This is a genomic window from Flavobacterium sp. GSP6 (assembly GCF_003984855.1).
GTDB lineage: Bacteria > Bacteroidota > Bacteroidia > Flavobacteriales > Flavobacteriaceae > Flavobacterium.
The window spans coordinates 61,024-78,724 of record NZ_RYDO01000002.1 but is presented as its reverse complement, the minus strand read 5'-3'; the positions used below and the strand labels follow the sequence as shown (position 1 = coordinate 78,724).

The 17,701-nt window shown below is 33.6% G+C and carries 9 protein-coding genes; all 9 read right to left on the bottom strand.

Features of this window, described 5'->3' with window-relative positions; genetic code table 11:
* Positions 1–37: 37 nt before the first annotated feature.
* The 9 genes from EKM03_RS02245 to EKM03_RS02205 all read right to left on the bottom strand — a co-directional run bounded on the left by EKM03_RS02245 (position 38) and on the right by EKM03_RS02205 (position 17,197).
* Positions 38–976 carry a carbohydrate kinase family protein gene (locus EKM03_RS02245; RefSeq protein ID WP_126739816.1) on the bottom strand — a complete coding sequence of 313 codons (939 nt, stop codon included), beginning with the start codon at positions 974–976 and terminating at the stop codon, positions 38–40.
* Positions 977–2,173 carry a glycoside hydrolase 100 family protein gene (locus EKM03_RS02240; protein ID WP_233584048.1) on the bottom strand — a complete coding sequence of 399 codons (1,197 nt, stop codon included), beginning with the start codon at positions 2,171–2,173 and terminating at the stop codon, positions 977–979. It lies immediately after the preceding gene.
* Positions 2,157–3,458 carry an MFS transporter gene (locus EKM03_RS02235; protein WP_126458464.1) on the bottom strand — a complete coding sequence of 434 codons (1,302 nt, stop codon included), beginning with the start codon at positions 3,456–3,458 and terminating at the stop codon, positions 2,157–2,159. Before EKM03_RS02235 ends, EKM03_RS02240 begins: the two co-directional genes overlap by 17 nt.
* 133 nt (positions 3,459–3,591) lie before the next feature.
* Positions 3,592–4,506: a hypothetical protein gene (locus EKM03_RS02230; protein ID WP_126562620.1), complete on the bottom strand. Its 915-nt coding sequence runs from the start codon at positions 4,504–4,506 to the stop codon at positions 3,592–3,594.
* 14 nt (positions 4,507–4,520) lie between these two features.
* The gene (locus tag EKM03_RS02225; protein WP_126562622.1) at positions 4,521–5,879 is read right to left on the bottom strand and encodes a vanadium-dependent haloperoxidase; all 1,359 of its coding nucleotides are present in this window, start codon (positions 5,877–5,879) and stop codon (positions 4,521–4,523) included.
* A gap of 33 nt (positions 5,880–5,912) precedes the next feature.
* Positions 5,913–9,170 carry a VCBS repeat-containing protein gene (locus EKM03_RS02220; RefSeq protein WP_126576545.1) on the bottom strand — a complete coding sequence of 1,086 codons (3,258 nt, stop codon included), beginning with the start codon at positions 9,168–9,170 and terminating at the stop codon, positions 5,913–5,915.
* Positions 9,163–12,465, bottom strand: coding sequence for a VCBS repeat-containing protein (locus EKM03_RS02215; protein ID WP_126739815.1), 3,303 nt, complete (start codon positions 12,463–12,465; stop codon positions 9,163–9,165). The genes EKM03_RS02220 and EKM03_RS02215 overlap by 8 nt, the downstream gene beginning before the upstream one ends.
* A 206-nt stretch (positions 12,466–12,671) precedes the next feature.
* Positions 12,672–14,219, bottom strand: a complete 1,548-nt coding sequence (locus EKM03_RS02210) for a RagB/SusD family nutrient uptake outer membrane protein (RefSeq protein WP_126458449.1) — start codon at positions 14,217–14,219, stop codon at positions 12,672–12,674.
* Between the two features lie 11 nt (positions 14,220–14,230).
* The gene (locus EKM03_RS02205; RefSeq protein WP_126739814.1) at positions 14,231–17,197 is read right to left on the bottom strand and encodes a SusC/RagA family TonB-linked outer membrane protein; all 2,967 of its coding nucleotides are present in this window, start codon (positions 17,195–17,197) and stop codon (positions 14,231–14,233) included.
* Positions 17,198–17,701 lie beyond the last annotated feature (504 nt).

Genomic DNA, 17,701 nt, shown 5'->3' with positions numbered 1-17,701 from the left:
TTTATCTATTATAACAATTAATTTTTATTCAAAGACATTACAAATCGGAATTTAAATATTCCTGAATATCTATTCCTTCTGGCAATCTGCCTACATTCTGAAGTTTCAATACTGCCAGTTTCTGTGCAATAGTTATTGTTTCTTCAAAGTTTTTATTCAACAATTGTGCATATAAAAAACCCGTCCAGAAAGCGTCTCCTGCTCCTGTGGTGTCTTTAATATCTTCTACCGGCAATGCTTTTTGATGAAACCTTCCATAGTCAACATTAGACAATACTACGCCATCTTTCCCTTTTGTCAAACAAATCGTTGAAGCGCCCAAGCTATGAAAATAATCAAAAATAAAATTTTCGGTTTTTTCTTCCGTAAAAAGACGGTAACAGTCATCTTCGCTTAATTTTACCAAAGGATTTGTTGACAAATAATCCTTTAAAACCTCACTTGCCTCTTCCCGATCAGGCCAAATTCTCTCCGAAAAATTAATATCAATACTCGTTTGTAATCCTAATGCTTTCGCTCGTTTGGCACTTTCCACAATAGTGGTCCGAGCTGGATTTTTGCTTAAAGCAAAACAAGTCGTATGGAAAATTTTAGCACTTTCCAGTAAATCATTCGGTATTTGACTTTGCTCAATCTGACAATCTGCTTCTCTGTACGGAATAAAATCCGGCGTACTTGTCGATTTTGAAACAAATATTACAGACGTCGGATGACTTTCTGATATTCTAATTTGTGACGTAATGACATGATTTGCTTTTAACTTTCGAACAATATATTCGCCTAAACCATCTTCTCCACAGGTGGCCACTAATACTGATTTCAGACCCAAACGCGCAGCATTTACGGCCAAATTTGTTGGCGAACCGCCCAGAAAACGATGGTAATCTTTGGTTCTATTTATAGACGTATTCATTTCATGACCAATAAAATCAATCAAAACTTCGCCTGCACATAATATGTCTATTGACTTTTTCACTTAAACTAAAAATTTAAAATTTGTATGTACACTTTGGTGCAACAGCACCGTTGCTGCGCCACTCCAAGCGCAAAAAGGAACGCCGTTTGGCTCTTTGGTTTCGCTATTAAAATTTTCGTAGAAACTAAAATTTTCAATAGCGTTGGCTTCATTTATAGCCGTTAAAAGCGCCTCTGCTTCCTTATTATTTCCTTTCGAAAGCAAAGCCAGACCATAAAAGCCATTGACCATGGACCAACTTCCACCGTTATGAAACTCATTAGGGTAATTTCTGAACTCGTATTTGCAATTGTTTTTAAGCAAATTCCAGTCTAAATCAGTTTCTTGTATTGGTGGCCAAAAAGCAGGTAACAACTGCAATTTCATTTCGTTTTTGAGTGCAATTGAATATTCTAAAATTGAATTTTGAAAATCTTCGGAACCAATGTTTAAGTACAAAGCCAGCGAATTTGCAAAAGCATCAAACTGTGTTTTGTAACCAGCCGGTGAAAAAGAACACGGCATGTATTTTTGGAAGTTCAATTCATTATATGCACGTTCGTGGTATTTTTCACCAACTGAATTTGGAGTGAAATTAATTTCTAGTTGCGCTGTTATTGTTTCAATCTTTACGGTAATATCCTCGTCATGTGCAAAATGATTGTAACTTTTTAAGGCCCAAATTCGGAGTAATTGATCGTACAAAACATAGCCGTCCGTAATATATTCATCCGCCCAATTTCCTGATAATGGCACATACAAAAGGCCTTTATTGTTAAATTCCCAGGATTCCAGGAGCGCAAAACACTTTTCAATTTCAGTATCGTATTTTGCTACAAAAGTAATGTCCTTTGTATAATACGCATATTGGCAGATCCCAATTACAAACCAAGTCACGGCGTCGACTCTTCCTGCCAATCCGCCATAACTAACCTCAGCTTGCTCGCCAATTGTCATCACGTTAGACGGAATAGTGCCATTTTGATGTTGATTACTAGCTAATGTTTCTAATGTGTTACGGAATGTTTCGATCAATTTTTTATCTCCCGAGGCCAAAGCCGCCAATCCACAAATCACTCCATCTCGGGCCCAGACCCTTTTATAGTTGGAAATATTTTGAGCACTGGCTAGAAATCCTTCAGAAGAAGACACTTTCTCAAGCAACTCCATTGCTTTTGTATAATTCAAATCACTGTTCATATTATTGTCTTGAAACATTTTTACTTTTAATCAAAAGAGTACAAAAAGCACCGATTAGCATCAGAACACCAGCAAAAGTAATGGCTTGGCGAGCATCATTATCTAAGAAATTCTTTAAAATATAACCAAAAGAGAGATTTTGGATAATCATTGGAATAACAATCATCATATTAATAATACCCATGTACACTCCATAGCGCTCTTTTGGAATAACAGCAACGACCATCAAATATGGTATTCCCATCATACTGGCCCAAGCAATTCCGTAACCAATAATTACTGCAAAAAATATGTATTGATTTTGCACCATTGGAAACCATAAAAAAGAAACGGCTCCAAATAAAAGACAGACAAAATGAATCATTTTTGCACCGTATTTTTTAGCTAATATTGCCAAATAAAAGGCAATTGAAAAAGTAACTATAAATCCAAAAGCACCAATTAATCCGTTCCATTCTACCGCTTTTTCATAGCCCATTGCATTCCTCGGTGTTACATTCCATACGGACAAAGCAATACTTTTCGAATTATTTTGCCAATAGCACATCATGGCATACCATTGAAACAAATACACCAGAAACAGTTGCCACATGACCGTTGGCATTTCTAAAACTGCTTTATAAATATCGATAAAAGGCGAAAAAATATTTAGAGGTTCTGCTTTTAAGATAGCTAATTCTTCTGCTGTTGGCGGGATTTCTGTAGTTTTACCCATACTCCACCAAATGGAAGTTACTGAAAGAATTGCTCCTAAAAAAAAGGAGGCATAAATCCACGTTGGTAGCGATCCTGTATATCCTACAAAAATAATTGGAAACAGAAAAAGTGAAATATAAGCCAGAAACTGTCCGAAACCAGTAAAAAAACTTTGCGCCTGGAAACCTGTTGGTTGTTGTTCTTCATCCAGCGTATCCGCAATAAAAGCCCGATACGGTTCCATAGCAGTATTGTTACCAACATCCAGAATCCAAAGCAAACCTGCAGCCATCCATAAGGAACTGCTAAATGGGAATAGAAATAAGGCGATACTACAAATTATGGCTCCGATAAAAAAGTACGGTTTGCGCCTTCCCCACCTTGGATGCCACGTTTTATCACTCATTGCGCCAATAATGGGTTGAATCAATAAGCCCGTTAAGGGTCCGGCAAGATTTAAAATAGGAATTTGATCCGGACTTGCATGTAAAAAATCATAAATAGGATTTACGGCACTTTGTTGCAAGCCGAAACTGTATTGTATGCCGAAAAAACCAACATTCATATTGATTATCTGCCAAAATTTTAATTTTACTTTAAAGCTCATTTTGGTTGGTTGATTTATTAATTTTATCTAAAAATAATTTTAATATTGCCAATTAAAAACAGATTAAAAACAAAAACGTTTTCGGAAGACCCGAAAACGTTTTCGATTATTTTAAATCAACGACAATCAACCTTTATTTTGAAGCAAAAGGAATGATGATTTTTGTTTCCCATTCTGATTCTACACCCCCATTAAAAGGATTTGAAAGAAAATGCTCTAATGGTTTATTCTCTAATTTATAGCCATGTAGTTTCGCATAATCCAACAACGTAAACCAAGATCTGTCTGAAGTTCTGAAATTACCAAAATATGTTACCTGAAGACCCTTTAACGCCGGTATAATTTTAAATTTGACATCACTATCCGGAACATATTTTGTATTTTTGGAAATCGGAAAACAATAATTAAAACTAATAATTTCTTTATCTTGATTCCAATCAGTAACTTCCAAATAAGGACGATAACCGATTATTTTTATTTTATTTCTATCTAAATAACCTACAATTTTAGCATCAAATTCAATCATAGTCTGTGCTTTTTCTTGCAAAATACTTTTTAAAGAAATGTAAGCTACATATATTTCTTCAGATGATCTTTTACCGTCTATTCTTATTTTAAAATCGTCAATATGATCTTCAAGTCCCATTTTAAAAGATTTTATTTTCTCTATTTGTTCCGTCCTAAACTTGGTTGAAACAAAGGGAGCTGTTAATCTATTGTAAAAGGAATGATTTAAATCTTTTATTCCAACAGTAATACTGGTCATAGAATCGTTTACTGATTTCATATTCCAAGTGTATTCCATTTCTTTATTTCCTTTTTTCATCTGATGTTTGATGAAATCAAAATTTCTTTTTTCTAAAACAGTATAAAATTCATTTTGATTTTTAGTCTGTGTTGTTGTCCACTCTATAATTCCTTGAGAAATAGTTCCTGTTGCAGCATTAACTTTAAAAGTAATAGTATAATCCGATTGCTTTAATAAAAAATACCATCCTAAAAAAGAAAATAAAACGACAGCCGATAACCACTTTAACTTATTATTCATTGTATGAATTTGATTTATTTAGATTTGAAAAATTTGATTTTACTATTAATATATGTCCCTAGGTTTGTACCTTGAACTACCCCATTTTCAATTGCGGCTCTATAATGAATGCCTCCATACAACCTACTAATAGAAGCTTCTGCTGCAGCTTGCTTAAACGATTTAAAAGGTCTTTTAGGCAACCCAAAAGAAACTTCTGAGTCATCGATATAACTAAAATTATCTCCAAAAATAGAGGTTAGAATAATTGCCGAACACGACGAAACTACAGAGTGTCCACTTACATATTCCGGAAAAGGAGGTGTTTGTAATTGTGGTCTCCAGTTTTCATCAATGTTTTGATTGATATACGTTTCAGGACGCACAACATTACTCCTATACTTTTCATCCCAACAACTAATGAAGCTCTCAAAAATTCCGATAGATGTTATAGTGTAAGCAAAAACAGTAGTTTCAAAATCTGATTTCGATTTTTTTAAGGCTATTTTAGTGATATTAATCCAATGTGCATCCGGTGTATTTTTCTTCTTTGCAAACATCATGTGTCCCTGTATGACTGTAGCATAGGGATTACAATCCCAAAAGGAAGCTATAGCCGATTCCTCAGGAATTGGTTTGCTTGGATTTTTTTCGACTTCAATTAATTTTTCAGAAATTAAATTTCCGACATCATAGGTTTCTTTTGCCTCTTTATAAAAAGCAGAATTTTTATCCGTAGAATAAGGATGAGGTGGGATGGCTTTAAATTGAGAGGCTGAATCCATAACCAAAGTTCTTATTTCGCCCCAATGAGGCTCCACACCATCCATATAAGAGGGCGGCGTTGGTTGCCATCGGCCGGGTTGATCTGCATACACTGAAAACTTAGGAAAAGTACGCGTTTGTTTATAATTATCTTTCCCCATCCACATTTTTATTCTGTCTACCACTCTTAAAGCGTACGCTTTGGAAACATCAAATTCTTTTTGATTTTCAGCGCTCCATTTTTCATACAAACTGTCTCTATATTTTTCTATAGCTTCCTCAGAAAAAATCAATTCTTTACTCACTTCAATATGGGCAATAAGCGCTGCCAAATTTTTATTCACTCCACTTTTCGGATCTAGTTTAGGAATAGAATCCAGTCCTTTTAACTGCCCTTGTAAACTTTCGTATTTCGTGCTATTTTGTGCCATAATCTCGTAAGCTGCAACATTGGGATAAACATAAATTCTACTCGCTACTGGAGGAGAAAATATGTCATGAACCATAATTCCTGTTACTGTATCTACTGCAGCACAAAAATCAGCTGATGACACTTTAATTCGCATCTCTTTGCCACAAGAAGTCAAAAAGAGCATTATAAGTCCTAGAAGATAAATTTTAGAGTTCATTTTATAGGGTTTAAGTGAGTTGTTTTCATTAAATTAGTTCTTAGCTGAAGGCATTTCGTACAGCTCTGCCTTTTTATTATTGATGGTAATTAGCAGGTATTTTTTGCCTTTAAAATTGATAATCCCCAGATGCTTAACTGCTTTTTGAGTCAGATCAATTCCAATTTGATGCCCTAACAAGATGGTTTTTTCATTCTTGATTAAAGCACCGGAAAACCCATCAAATCTACTGTGATATGGAGTCACTCCAAAGTAATTTCCCGCAGCAAAAACTTCTTCCCTAGCATCTGAATCAAAATTAGATTTCACAAAACTGGTGATAGGCGCTACTTGCATTTTATTGGAAAATGGAACAAAAATAAATTTACCCTTGTCATTTCTTAAATACCCCGATTTTAAATTATGAACTTCATACAATTTTGCTTTGTCTAACATTTTGGGATCAAAAACTTCCTCTAGTGTTTTTCCAGCAAAGGATTTATAGCTATTGAATTTCTTTTTCAACATTCCACTGAATTCTTCAGCTAATTCATCTAAACCTATTGTAGTATAGTATTTTCCGTTTTTTTCGATCGCAACAATTGTTTCAAAAGTGTCATTCGTATCAAAATCATCGTAATACATTTTCATAGGGAATTCCGGAGAGGCTTTGAATTTTGAATTCATTCCCCAGTTTCCAACCAAATAGTCTTGATCACCATCATGGTCAATATCAAATGCACAAATAGACTGCCATAACCCATTCTGATTTCCTGGTAAAAGACTTTCTGTAACCTCTTTAAAGCTTCCTTTTATATTGGCAAAAAATTTAGGTTTCATCCATTCCCCTACTACAATCAAATCTAAGTTTCCATCATTATTAAAATCAGTAACCAACGCATCAGTAACCATTCCAATTCCTGCGAAAATTTTACTTTGAACTATCGAAAACACACCTTTATTATTATTTAACAAGTAACAATCTGGCATTCGCCCGAAACTATTATATTTAGAATTATTTCCGACAAACAAATCTAAATCGCCATCTTTATCATAATCAATTGTTTTAATAACAGAAGCATTCATTGCCTTTGTATCTGGAAAAGCACTTTTAATTAGCGTATTTCCCAAATACAATCTATGAATTAGATCAGCAGCATATTGTCCACTTCCAGAAGCAACTATTAAATCATTTTGCTTATCCCCATTGAAATCAGCAATCACCGCCGAGGCATCTTCATAAATGGAATCTAAGTAAATTGAATTGAATACTTTTTTTGAAAATCCTTTTCCATTTTGAAGGTAAATTTCGGCTAACTTCCCTTGTGATCCTCCAAAGAAAACATCTTCTTTACCATCATTATTCAAATCTCCAACAACAGTTGCCGGTCCACGATCAGAACGTTGATATGGTATTAATTTTTGAGCTGTAAAATCAACAAAGTCATTTTCTAGATGTGTAAAATCGATTCCTAAATTGATTTCTGATTTTTTAAAAATAGGCAAAATAGCTGGATGTAATTTTGCATAATTAAATACTTTACGCCCCGAATTAGCTTGGATTGTAAGCGTCTGATTCGTTTTTACATTTTTCAGGGTTTGGATCGTTTTATCCGGCCAAATTACCTGAATAGAATCTACTTGCTTTATTTTTCCGTAACCAAAATGAATTATGGGTTCTGAACTCGATTGAAAACCACGTGTAGTCTGAATTTCTTTAAATTGTTTTTTGCCTTTTACAAACGAAATCACTTTACTTCCTATTCCGAAAGTATTCTTTCCTCCAAAACGCAATTTTAATTTTAAATAATTGGCTTTATTATTAGTCCTGTTAATATAAATGGAAGCCACACTATTCAAATTATTGGTTACAACATCCAAATCACCATCATTATCTAAATCGGCATAAGCACCACCATTTGAAATAATGGAATCGTTTTCTATCCATTCATTAGATTTGTTTTTAAATTGCAAATCTTTAGCTCCTTGAAACACATAATTGGTTACATTGCCTTTAGGCATTTTCTTTAGCGCTTGTTTATCCAATAACTTAGTTGTATTAAGTTTGGTTTTTACATGATCATTTGAAAAATACTTTATGTAATCCAAATCATTTGGCCGTTTCGGAATTCCATTACAAATAAAAATATCTTGTTCACCATCTTGATCATAATCAGCAAATAAGGAGCTCCAACTCCAATCTGTTGCCGCTACCCCACTCAACAAAGCTGTTTCTGTAAAATGTTTCCCTCCCTGATTAATTTGCAACATATTTCTGGTATATTGATAATGATACCCTAATTTTTCTGTTCTAACCTTCAACATTTGAGGATTATCGTCACCCGATGAAGATTTTAAGACTTTTTCATCCTCAGGCAACATATCCAATGTAATTATGTCCGGAAAACCATCGTGATTGATATCAGCGACATCTATTCCCATCGAAAATCGACTAATATGACCAAAATAATTCTTCATACTTTCTGTAAATGTCCCATCTCCATTATTTAAGTAATAATAATCATCTTCATGAAAATCGTTACAAACATAAATGTCTGGATTGCCATCCAAATTAAAATCAGAAATCGCTATTCCTAAACCATAGCCATTAGCACCTCCAAAAATACCCGCTTGTGCGCTTACATCAACAAATTCGCCATCATCATTTCTAAATAGTTTATCTCCACTTTCATAATTTCTTTTATTTCGAATATCAGCTTTGCCATAAGAAGCTTCCGAATGAATCGCATGATTTAACAAATACATGTCTAAATCACCATCGCCGTCGTAATCAAAAAACGCTGCCGAAGAACTGTAATTATCAAGATCTAATCCGTATTCTGAAGCACTTTCAGTGAAGGTATTATTTTTATTATTAATAAATAATTCATTATGACCTTCAAATCCATTGATTCCTACCACTGCACAAACATAGATATCTAAATACCCATCGCCATTGACATCGGCCATAATAGAACCCGTTTTCCAATCACTTTCCCCCTCTATGCCAGCTTTCACAGAAATATCCTCGAATTTATTGTCGCCCTTATTGAGATACAACTTGTTTTTCCCTTGATTGGACGTAAAATAAATATCTACTAAACCATCATTATTAATATCACCCAGAGCGACCCCGCCTCCATTATAATAATAGAGATAATCTAAAATCGAAATATTTTTTGATTGATCTAATTGATTATTAAACTTTACATTACTTTCTTCGGGCGATAGTTTTTCAAATAATAGATTTTCATTCTTTGAACAACTAATAAATAGCAATGACGCTAGACCTATTTTAAAAAAATTATTCATTACTTATAAATAGTTTTGGAGTATTATTATTGAGTACTGCTAAAATAGCTATCGTATTATTTTTGTTTTTAACTATTTTAATCTTTTGCACTTCTCCAGTTAAAAAGAAACCAGAATTAGCATAAGGAAGCCAAGTAAAATCACCTTTTTTACTCCCTAACAAAACACTTCCATGATTGGCATCTAATCGCCCAAATTGCGGTTTAAATTCATATTGATTTCCCCCAAGTATGATATCTAAAATTCCGTCCTTATTAACATCCACGACACAAGTAGTATTTACAGATGAAAATTGCACTTCTTTTGGTAATATTTTTATTTCAAACTGACCATTACCCTTATTAATAGCAACAACACTTTCCTGAATCACAGCCGTTTTTTGTAAAGAATTGCCGACTACATCTTGAGCAAATATTTCTTGAACTGATTTGTTCGCATAATCAGCATAACTTAAATTTTTCTTTTTAATAGATGGAATCTGTTTTGCCAATTCTTGTTTTAAATGAATTGGCATATCTTTTCCTTCAATAGTACGAGTAGTAATTTGTTCAATAGTTCCATTATTGTCAAAATCATTGACAAATAATTTCATAGGATTTTTAGCAGACGCTTTATAAGTTGTATTAGTTCCTTTATTCCCAAAAATAAAATCTTTTTTACCGTCAATATTCAAATCCACACAATTTATTGAATTCCAAAAACCTGAATAACCAGTCAAATTTGATTTAAAAATAGCCAAACGTCTTCCTGTATTTTTAAAGATTTGTGGAGCCATCCAATCGCCTACTACAATCAAATCTTTCTTAGAATCATTATCAATGTCTTCCCAAACCGCATCAGTAATCATTCCAGTCGAGTTGAGTTTGAAGGCTTTTTTGTCGATAATATTTGTAAAATTTCCTTTGCCATCATTTTCTAATAATAAATGTTTTGGGTCAATACCATAGACTCCTGGAACACTTCTACTCCCCACAAAAACATCTACATCCCCATCACTATCAAAATCACAAGGTGCAATAACTGATACATTATTAGTTGTTGGAATGGTAGTTTTACTTTTTATGAAAATCCCTTTGCCATTATTCAAATACAAACGGTTTTTATAATTGGCTTGATCCGATTTCTCATTTCCGCCTGACCCTACAAATAAATCTAGGTCTCCATCATTATCAGCATCAAAGAAGCTAGCCGCTGTATCTTCAAAATCAGCATCTACATCCAAATCTTTTTGAACTGTGACGCCAAAACTATTGTCTCCTTTGTTCAAATAAATTTTTCCTGATTGTCCTTTAGCACCTCCAATAAACACATCATCATTCCCATCACCATTAATATCTCCTACGGCAAGTGAAGGTCCCTCTTGTGATAGCATTCTAGAGATTAATCCTTCATAATCAAAATCGATGTAATCATTTTCCTTATGAGTAATAAAGTTTGACTTCACCTCTTTAAACAAGGCTTTTGACTGTGTTTTTTTAAAGATATACTCTTTTTTAGCATTACCAATTGATAAATTGATAGTTGAATTGAGAATTACTTTTTTTATCGTTTGCGATTTTCCATTTGGCCAAATTACCTGTAATGAATCTATTTTTTTAGTTCCAATACCAAACGTCATTACATAATCAATAGAAGATTGAAATCCTCTTGAAGGAATTAACTCTTGTCTTATAATTTCCTTACCTGAATATAATTCAACTACACTACCGATAGCAAATTTATTTTGATTATCTCCTTTCAATTTTACCTTAACAAAATGATTTGCTTTGTTTTTCTCTGAATTATTTCTGTAAACAAAGGATTCCATATTTACATTATTCACTACTAAATCTAAGTCACCATCATTATCTAAATCACCATAAGCCGCACCATTAGAGAAACTTGGCGTATCCAAACCCCAATTTATCGCATTATTTGTAAACGTCAGATTATGATTGTTTTTATAAGCGTAATTTGAGATAGGCGTGCTTGGCATCTTGGCTATAATGGTTTCAATATCTTCTTTTTTACCTGTAACTACCATTTTCTGCAAAAATTCATTTGCAAAAAAGTCCATAAAATCTTGATTTGTCAAGTCATGATAAATCCCATTACAAACATAAATATCTTTATACCCATCATTATCCATGTCAAACAACAAGGCTCCCCAACTCCAATCCGTTTTAGCCACGCCTGCATAATTAGCTATTTCAATAAATTTATTATTGTCATCATTAATCTGTAAAGTATTGGACATATATTGATTAAAAAAATCTAAATTCAATTTTCTAGTCAATAAATCATAGTTATCAAAACTAGTTGTTGTTTTTAAACGGGCATCCCCTTCTGGCAACATATCAGTTGTAAAAACATCAGATTTACCATCATTATTAACATCCGCTAAATCCGCCCCCATAGAAGATTGACTTATATGGGTTGCCCAACCTTGAATTTGTTCGGTAAACGTTCCGTTTTTATTATTGATGTATAAATAATCTCTTTCATAAAAATCATTTGAGATATAAATGTCTGGATATAAATCGCCGTTAACATCCCCCACAGTCACTCCTAAACCAAAACCAATCAAACTACTAAAAATACCCGCTGATTCACTAACATCAACAAATTTCCCATTGTCATTACGCATCAATTTATCACCACCTCCTTTAAGGATTTCAGCAACATCCCAGTCTTTATCTCGTAATTCTCTTTTATTAGAATAATTTAAGGTCCCAACCGGAATAAAGCTGTTATTCAAAATATAACAATCTAAATCCCCATCCTTGTCATAGTCAAAAAAGGCTGCGTGGGTTGTAATTCCAGTATCCGCAAGATTGTATTCTGCCGCTTTTTCTGTGAAAGTAGTATTCCCGTTATTTATATACAACTGACTTTTTCTTATAGCATCAATATTACTTCCTGCATCACAAACATAAATATCTAGCAAACCATCACCATTGACATCCACCATTACTACACCCGTTGACCACGCTTTTTCACCTTCAATCCCTGATTTTGTTGAAATGTCTTCAAATTTAAAATTGCCTTTATTCAAATACAACTTATTTGTGCCTTGATTAGAAGTAAAAAAGACATCCGCCAAACCATCATTATTGATATCCCCAATTGCTACACCGCCACCGTTATAGAAATTACGATATTTAAAGATATTCATATTCTTACCATTTTTTACCTCATTCTGAAAACTAATACCCGTTTCAGAAGCGTCTAATTTAGTAAACAAGGAATCCGAATTTCCTTTAGAACAACTTATAAAAATTATAAATAGAAAAAAACTCGCAATACACTTCAACATCTTAAAAATGAATTAATTTAAATAAATATAAGCACGCAATTTATGTTTTTTTCAGTTTATAAAAAAATTAAAAAGAGCCAAAAAAAGTGTGAAATAAAACAAAAAAAGAGCTTCATAAGAAGCTCTCAATTATAAAAAAATTAAGAGGGCAATAAATCGCCCTCTTAATAACTAACTCCAAATATAATTAACAGTAAACAATACTTTTAATATCCAGGATTTTGTTTAATATTAGGATTCAACAAAGCTGTTGTTGGTACGGGTAACAATACTCTATACGCATCAGTATTCTTCATTGTAGCTCTAGCAGTAGTATAAGTTCCAAAACGAATCATATCATTTCTTCTCCAACCTTCTTCCCACAATTCTGTAGCTCTAGCTTTATCAATGTTAGCCAAAGTCGACAAATTAATTACAGTGGTAATTCCTTGACGAGCTTGTAATTGAGCAGCAATAGAAACAACAGTACTTGTGCTTGAACCACCTCTTGTTATAGCCTCCGCTTTCATCAATAAAGCATCCGCGTAACGGAATAACACATAGTCATTTTCCGGTTTATCCATATTAGACACATCTGGAATGTATTTTTGTGGACGAATACCCCATCTTTCTAACCAGCTTTGAGAAATGATTCTACCATCTGCTGGCAAATTTGCCAAATCACTTTGAAAATTTAAAGGTAATGAACCATTTTGAGCTCTTGTTGTTAGAGGAGTAACTCCTCCTTTATCATATTGCAGTCCTTTACGCAGTCCTAGAGGGCTCCCGAAAGCGGCAATAATAGCCGGATCATTATTATTAATACGTCTATCTGACGGATCAAATTTATCGTAATACTCCTGCAATACAGAAAATCCGTTCCAACCACTTGGAACTTGATTGTAATGGTTTCCCATATACCACCTTGTTCTAATAGCGCCCATATCTACACCATTAATATTTTTGGCTGTAAAAATTAACTCCGGACTAGTATGATTTGCTGGTTTAAAGTTATCCCAGTAATCCGAAGCTAAAGTAGTAGCGCTAGAAATAGCATCAACGTATTGAATTACTTTATTCATATTAGCCACATTGTTCGCATTAAATCCTGTATGACTTGGCGAATCAAATACCGCTTTATTCAAATAAATTTTAGCTAACAAAAAGTTTGCTGCATCTTTACTTGCAATTGAAGGATCAGAAGTGTTTTTTGCAGGAAGATTAGGCAACGCTTCTACAAGCAATGCAATAATTTTAGCTGTCGCTTCAGGAGAAGTCCAAACCTTAGGAAAATCATCTGGAGAACTACCTGCTTCTCTGTATGGAACTTGACCAAACATATCAATAGCATTGTAATAATAATAAGCTTTCAAAAATTGAGCTTGCGCTTTCTTGTCAGCCGGAATTCCCTGTATAGCTAATGCTAAGTCACAATTATAAACACTTGATAGCATCTGTCTCCAAGAAGTATTTATTTCTCTACTATTTGCGTCCCATGTATGAAAATGATCTTGCAACCACGCTCCACCGTCACCCCAGTCACCTGCACGTGTTGGCACAATAACAAAATCTGTAGAAACCTCTTGTATTGCAAATACTCCGTCTTGTCCCTCAAATTGTCGCAATCCATTATAAGCTGAAGTCAAAACTGCATCAGGATCCGCTTTTGAAATTTCAGTTGCATCAGGGATTTGTTCATCTAAATTAGTACAACTAACGCCAAGAACTAATGCTCCAGCAAAAATACCGTACTTTATAAAATTATTTTTTTTCATTTTTATTCTAATTAAAATGTTACGTTAAGACCTACTGACAAAGTTCTAGCTCTCGGATAAGATAAATAATCTATACCTGCAGAAGGGACACCATTTAAAGATTTGTTAGTATCAACTTCCGGATCAAAACCTGAATATTTAGTAATTATAAATAAGTTAGAACCGTTTACATAAAAACGAGCAGACTTCACTTTAAAACGCTCTAAAACATCTCCTTTAACAGTATAACCTAGTGTTAAATTACCCATTCTAATAAAGTCCCCTTTTTCAAGGTATTTAGTAGATGGTGTATTAGCATCAGATCTTGATTGAACTGAATTTGCAACTTCTGGAGTTACGTTTTTACCTCCCAATTGATTTTGATAGAAAAGGGCTACATTAGTGTTGTTGAATAAATAATTACCGAAATTTCCATATAATGATGTTGAGAAATCAAAACCTTTGTAGGCCAAACTTGATGAAAAGCCTGCAGTCATTTTAGGTAAAGGCTGCTTATCTAACAATTTTACAGCGCCTCCATCTGCATATTGAGAAATTCCATTTGCATCATATCCTGTGAATGTTGGAAGATAATAGGTATACAATGGATGTCCATCTTGAATTCTTTGAACATATGCATCACTCAGACCTTGCCCGTGAATGGCCCCAACGTTGTACACGTTTGCGGCACCCAGATTTTCAATAGTATTTGACAAGAATGCCACGTTACCAGAAATATCCCAAGTTAAATCATCTGTATCAATTACCTTGTATGACAACGAAACCTCGACTCCTTTGTTTATTAAGTTAGCTGGTAAATTAGTATATTTGATACCTTGAGGTGAAGGCTGCCCTGAAGTTGAAGGGATACCAACAATTAAATCAGTAGTATTTTTGTTGAAATAATCAACAGATCCTGTTAACTTATTATTAAGCAAAGCAAAGTCTGTCCCTACTCCGTAAGAAGTTGTAGTCTCCCAAGTTAATTGAGAATTCGCATTGTTTACAACATTAAATTGATTTGGACCATTGTATTCAATTATACCTACAGAAGAGTTTCTTGGAAATTCAGTATTACCTGTTTTACCAATATTTCCTCTTAATTTAAAATCATTAACTAACCCGTCTTTTCCATCAACTAGTTTGTAAGCCAAACCTAAAGAAGGGAAATTTCCGTATTTTTTACCCGCTGCTGTTTTAGAAGAACCATCACGTCTTACCGTTAAATCTAAATTCAATTTATTATAGAATGCTAATGATGCTCTGGCAAAAACAGATTGCATATCAACTAATCCTTTATAAGAACCAACTCTTGTTTCTGTTGGGATTCCACCTTCCATATTTTCTAATAAATTAGTTTGTGTAGCAGCAAAACCTTTTGCAGATACATAAGTACCATTAGATGCATAGTTATAGTACGAATATCCAACAATTGCATTCAAGTTAATATTTTTTGTAATATCTTTTGTGAATGTTAAATTGTGTTCAATAGTTTTGTTTACTCTTTGATCATTAGAAACTGTCGCTTGTCCTCTGTACGTTTTCAAATCCGCAGGATTAGTAGCCGTTGCAAAATCTTGAATATTTAAATCCGGAGTAGCTTGTTGCTTTACAGAAGAATTAGACGTCTCAATACCAACAACCATGTTGTATTTCAAACTATTAGTTAATTTCACAGTAGTGGTTAGACTACCTAATAATTTAGACAAATCACCATTATTAGAGAACGAATTCATCAAATGAACAGGATTAAGATAATCACCACTCACTCTTGTGTAACCGCCTGGCTGTGCTGGGTCATAAACTGAACGCGTTGGGTTCCAATACAATGCAGCACTTAATAAGTTACCAATATATCCTGTATCGTTAGTAATCAAACCTCTACGATCTTTGATATTAGAATAAGCGATACGAGTTTCTAATATCACTTTACCATCAAAGAAATCATTTGAGTTGTAAAAACTTGCAGAAATTTTATCTAAACCAGTATTTCTTACGATACCGTCAGTATTAGCCATACCTAGAGAAACTCTAGTACTAGAATTGTCTGTTCCACTTGAGAAAGACAGGTCATGATTTACAGTATTACCTGTTTGCAATACTTGTTTTTTCCAATCGAATGCTCCGCCAAAATGATTTGCTGTCTGACCTGGAGTTGCCGCAATAAATTCATCAGTAGATAAAACATCGAATTTTGAAGCATAAGAAGAAGTAGTGTAAGAAGTAGAATAAGTTAATTCTGGCACTTTAGACTTTCCTTTCTTAGTTGTAATAATAATTACCCCATTAGCCCCTCTAGCTCCATAAATCGCTGTTGAAGAGGCATCTTTCAAAATTGACATACTTTCGATATCATTTTGATTAATGAAACTCAATGGATCTTTGGCGCTCATAGAGCCTAAATTCATATTAGCACCACCTGCTGATACGTCACCTCCGGCTAAAGGCACCCCATCTACAACAATAAGCGGTCCGTTACCCCCGCGTAAAGTACCATTACCACGAATTCTTATTGAATTTGCAGCACCTGGCTCTCCACTTGAAGAAGTAATTTGAACACCTGCAACTTTACCTCTCAAAAGTTCAGCTGGATTGATAGCAGCAACATTATCAAATTTTTTAGAGCTAATTTGATCTACAGCACCCGTTGCATCTTTCTTTTTAACCGTACCGTAGCCAATAACTACTACTTCTTTCAGTTCTGCAGAATCTTCTTTTAAGACTACACTAATAGTACTCTTACCTGCTACATTTACCTCTTGAGATTTAAGACCAATGTAACTAAAAACTAAAACTGCATTTGAGCCTACATTTTTGATCGTAAATTTTCCATCGAAATCAGTTTGTGCTCCATTTGTTGTTCCTTTAACTAAGACAGAAGCCCCTGGAAGCGGACCGCTGCCATCAGATACTGTACCAGACACATCTTGCGAATATGTCAAGCTTGTACACAGCATCGTTAGAAACACCATCAAGCCTTTAATTAGACTATTTTTCATACGTAATAAATAAGTTGGTTAATAATTTTTTTTAATGGTTTGTTTAAATATTAACACCAAACATAATTATAAATTTATGATAATATTAAGATATTACTAAACTATAACGTTTTCGTTATGCCGAAAACGTTTTCGATTTTAAAATTAATACTTTAAAAAATTAATACTAAAATTATACTAAACACAAAAAAAAGATACTAAAAAACATATTATTATAATTTAGTGGCTTTTTCACTTCAAATCAATTGTATATCACCCAATAGAAAAGCTATTTGCAAACTAAGATTACGAATTACTCATCATAATGAAGTTTTTTATACCAAATCGATAATCCAAAATAAGCCGCGTCAAATGTCTAAAAATAGTACGCCATACCTATCAATACTTCGTTTTTTACTCCCTGTTTCAACGGCTAAAAAAATCACATTTACTAAACGTATGATTATGAAAATGTAATTGCCTTTAAAATATAAATTTGGAATAAATTACATAATTAAACCATTT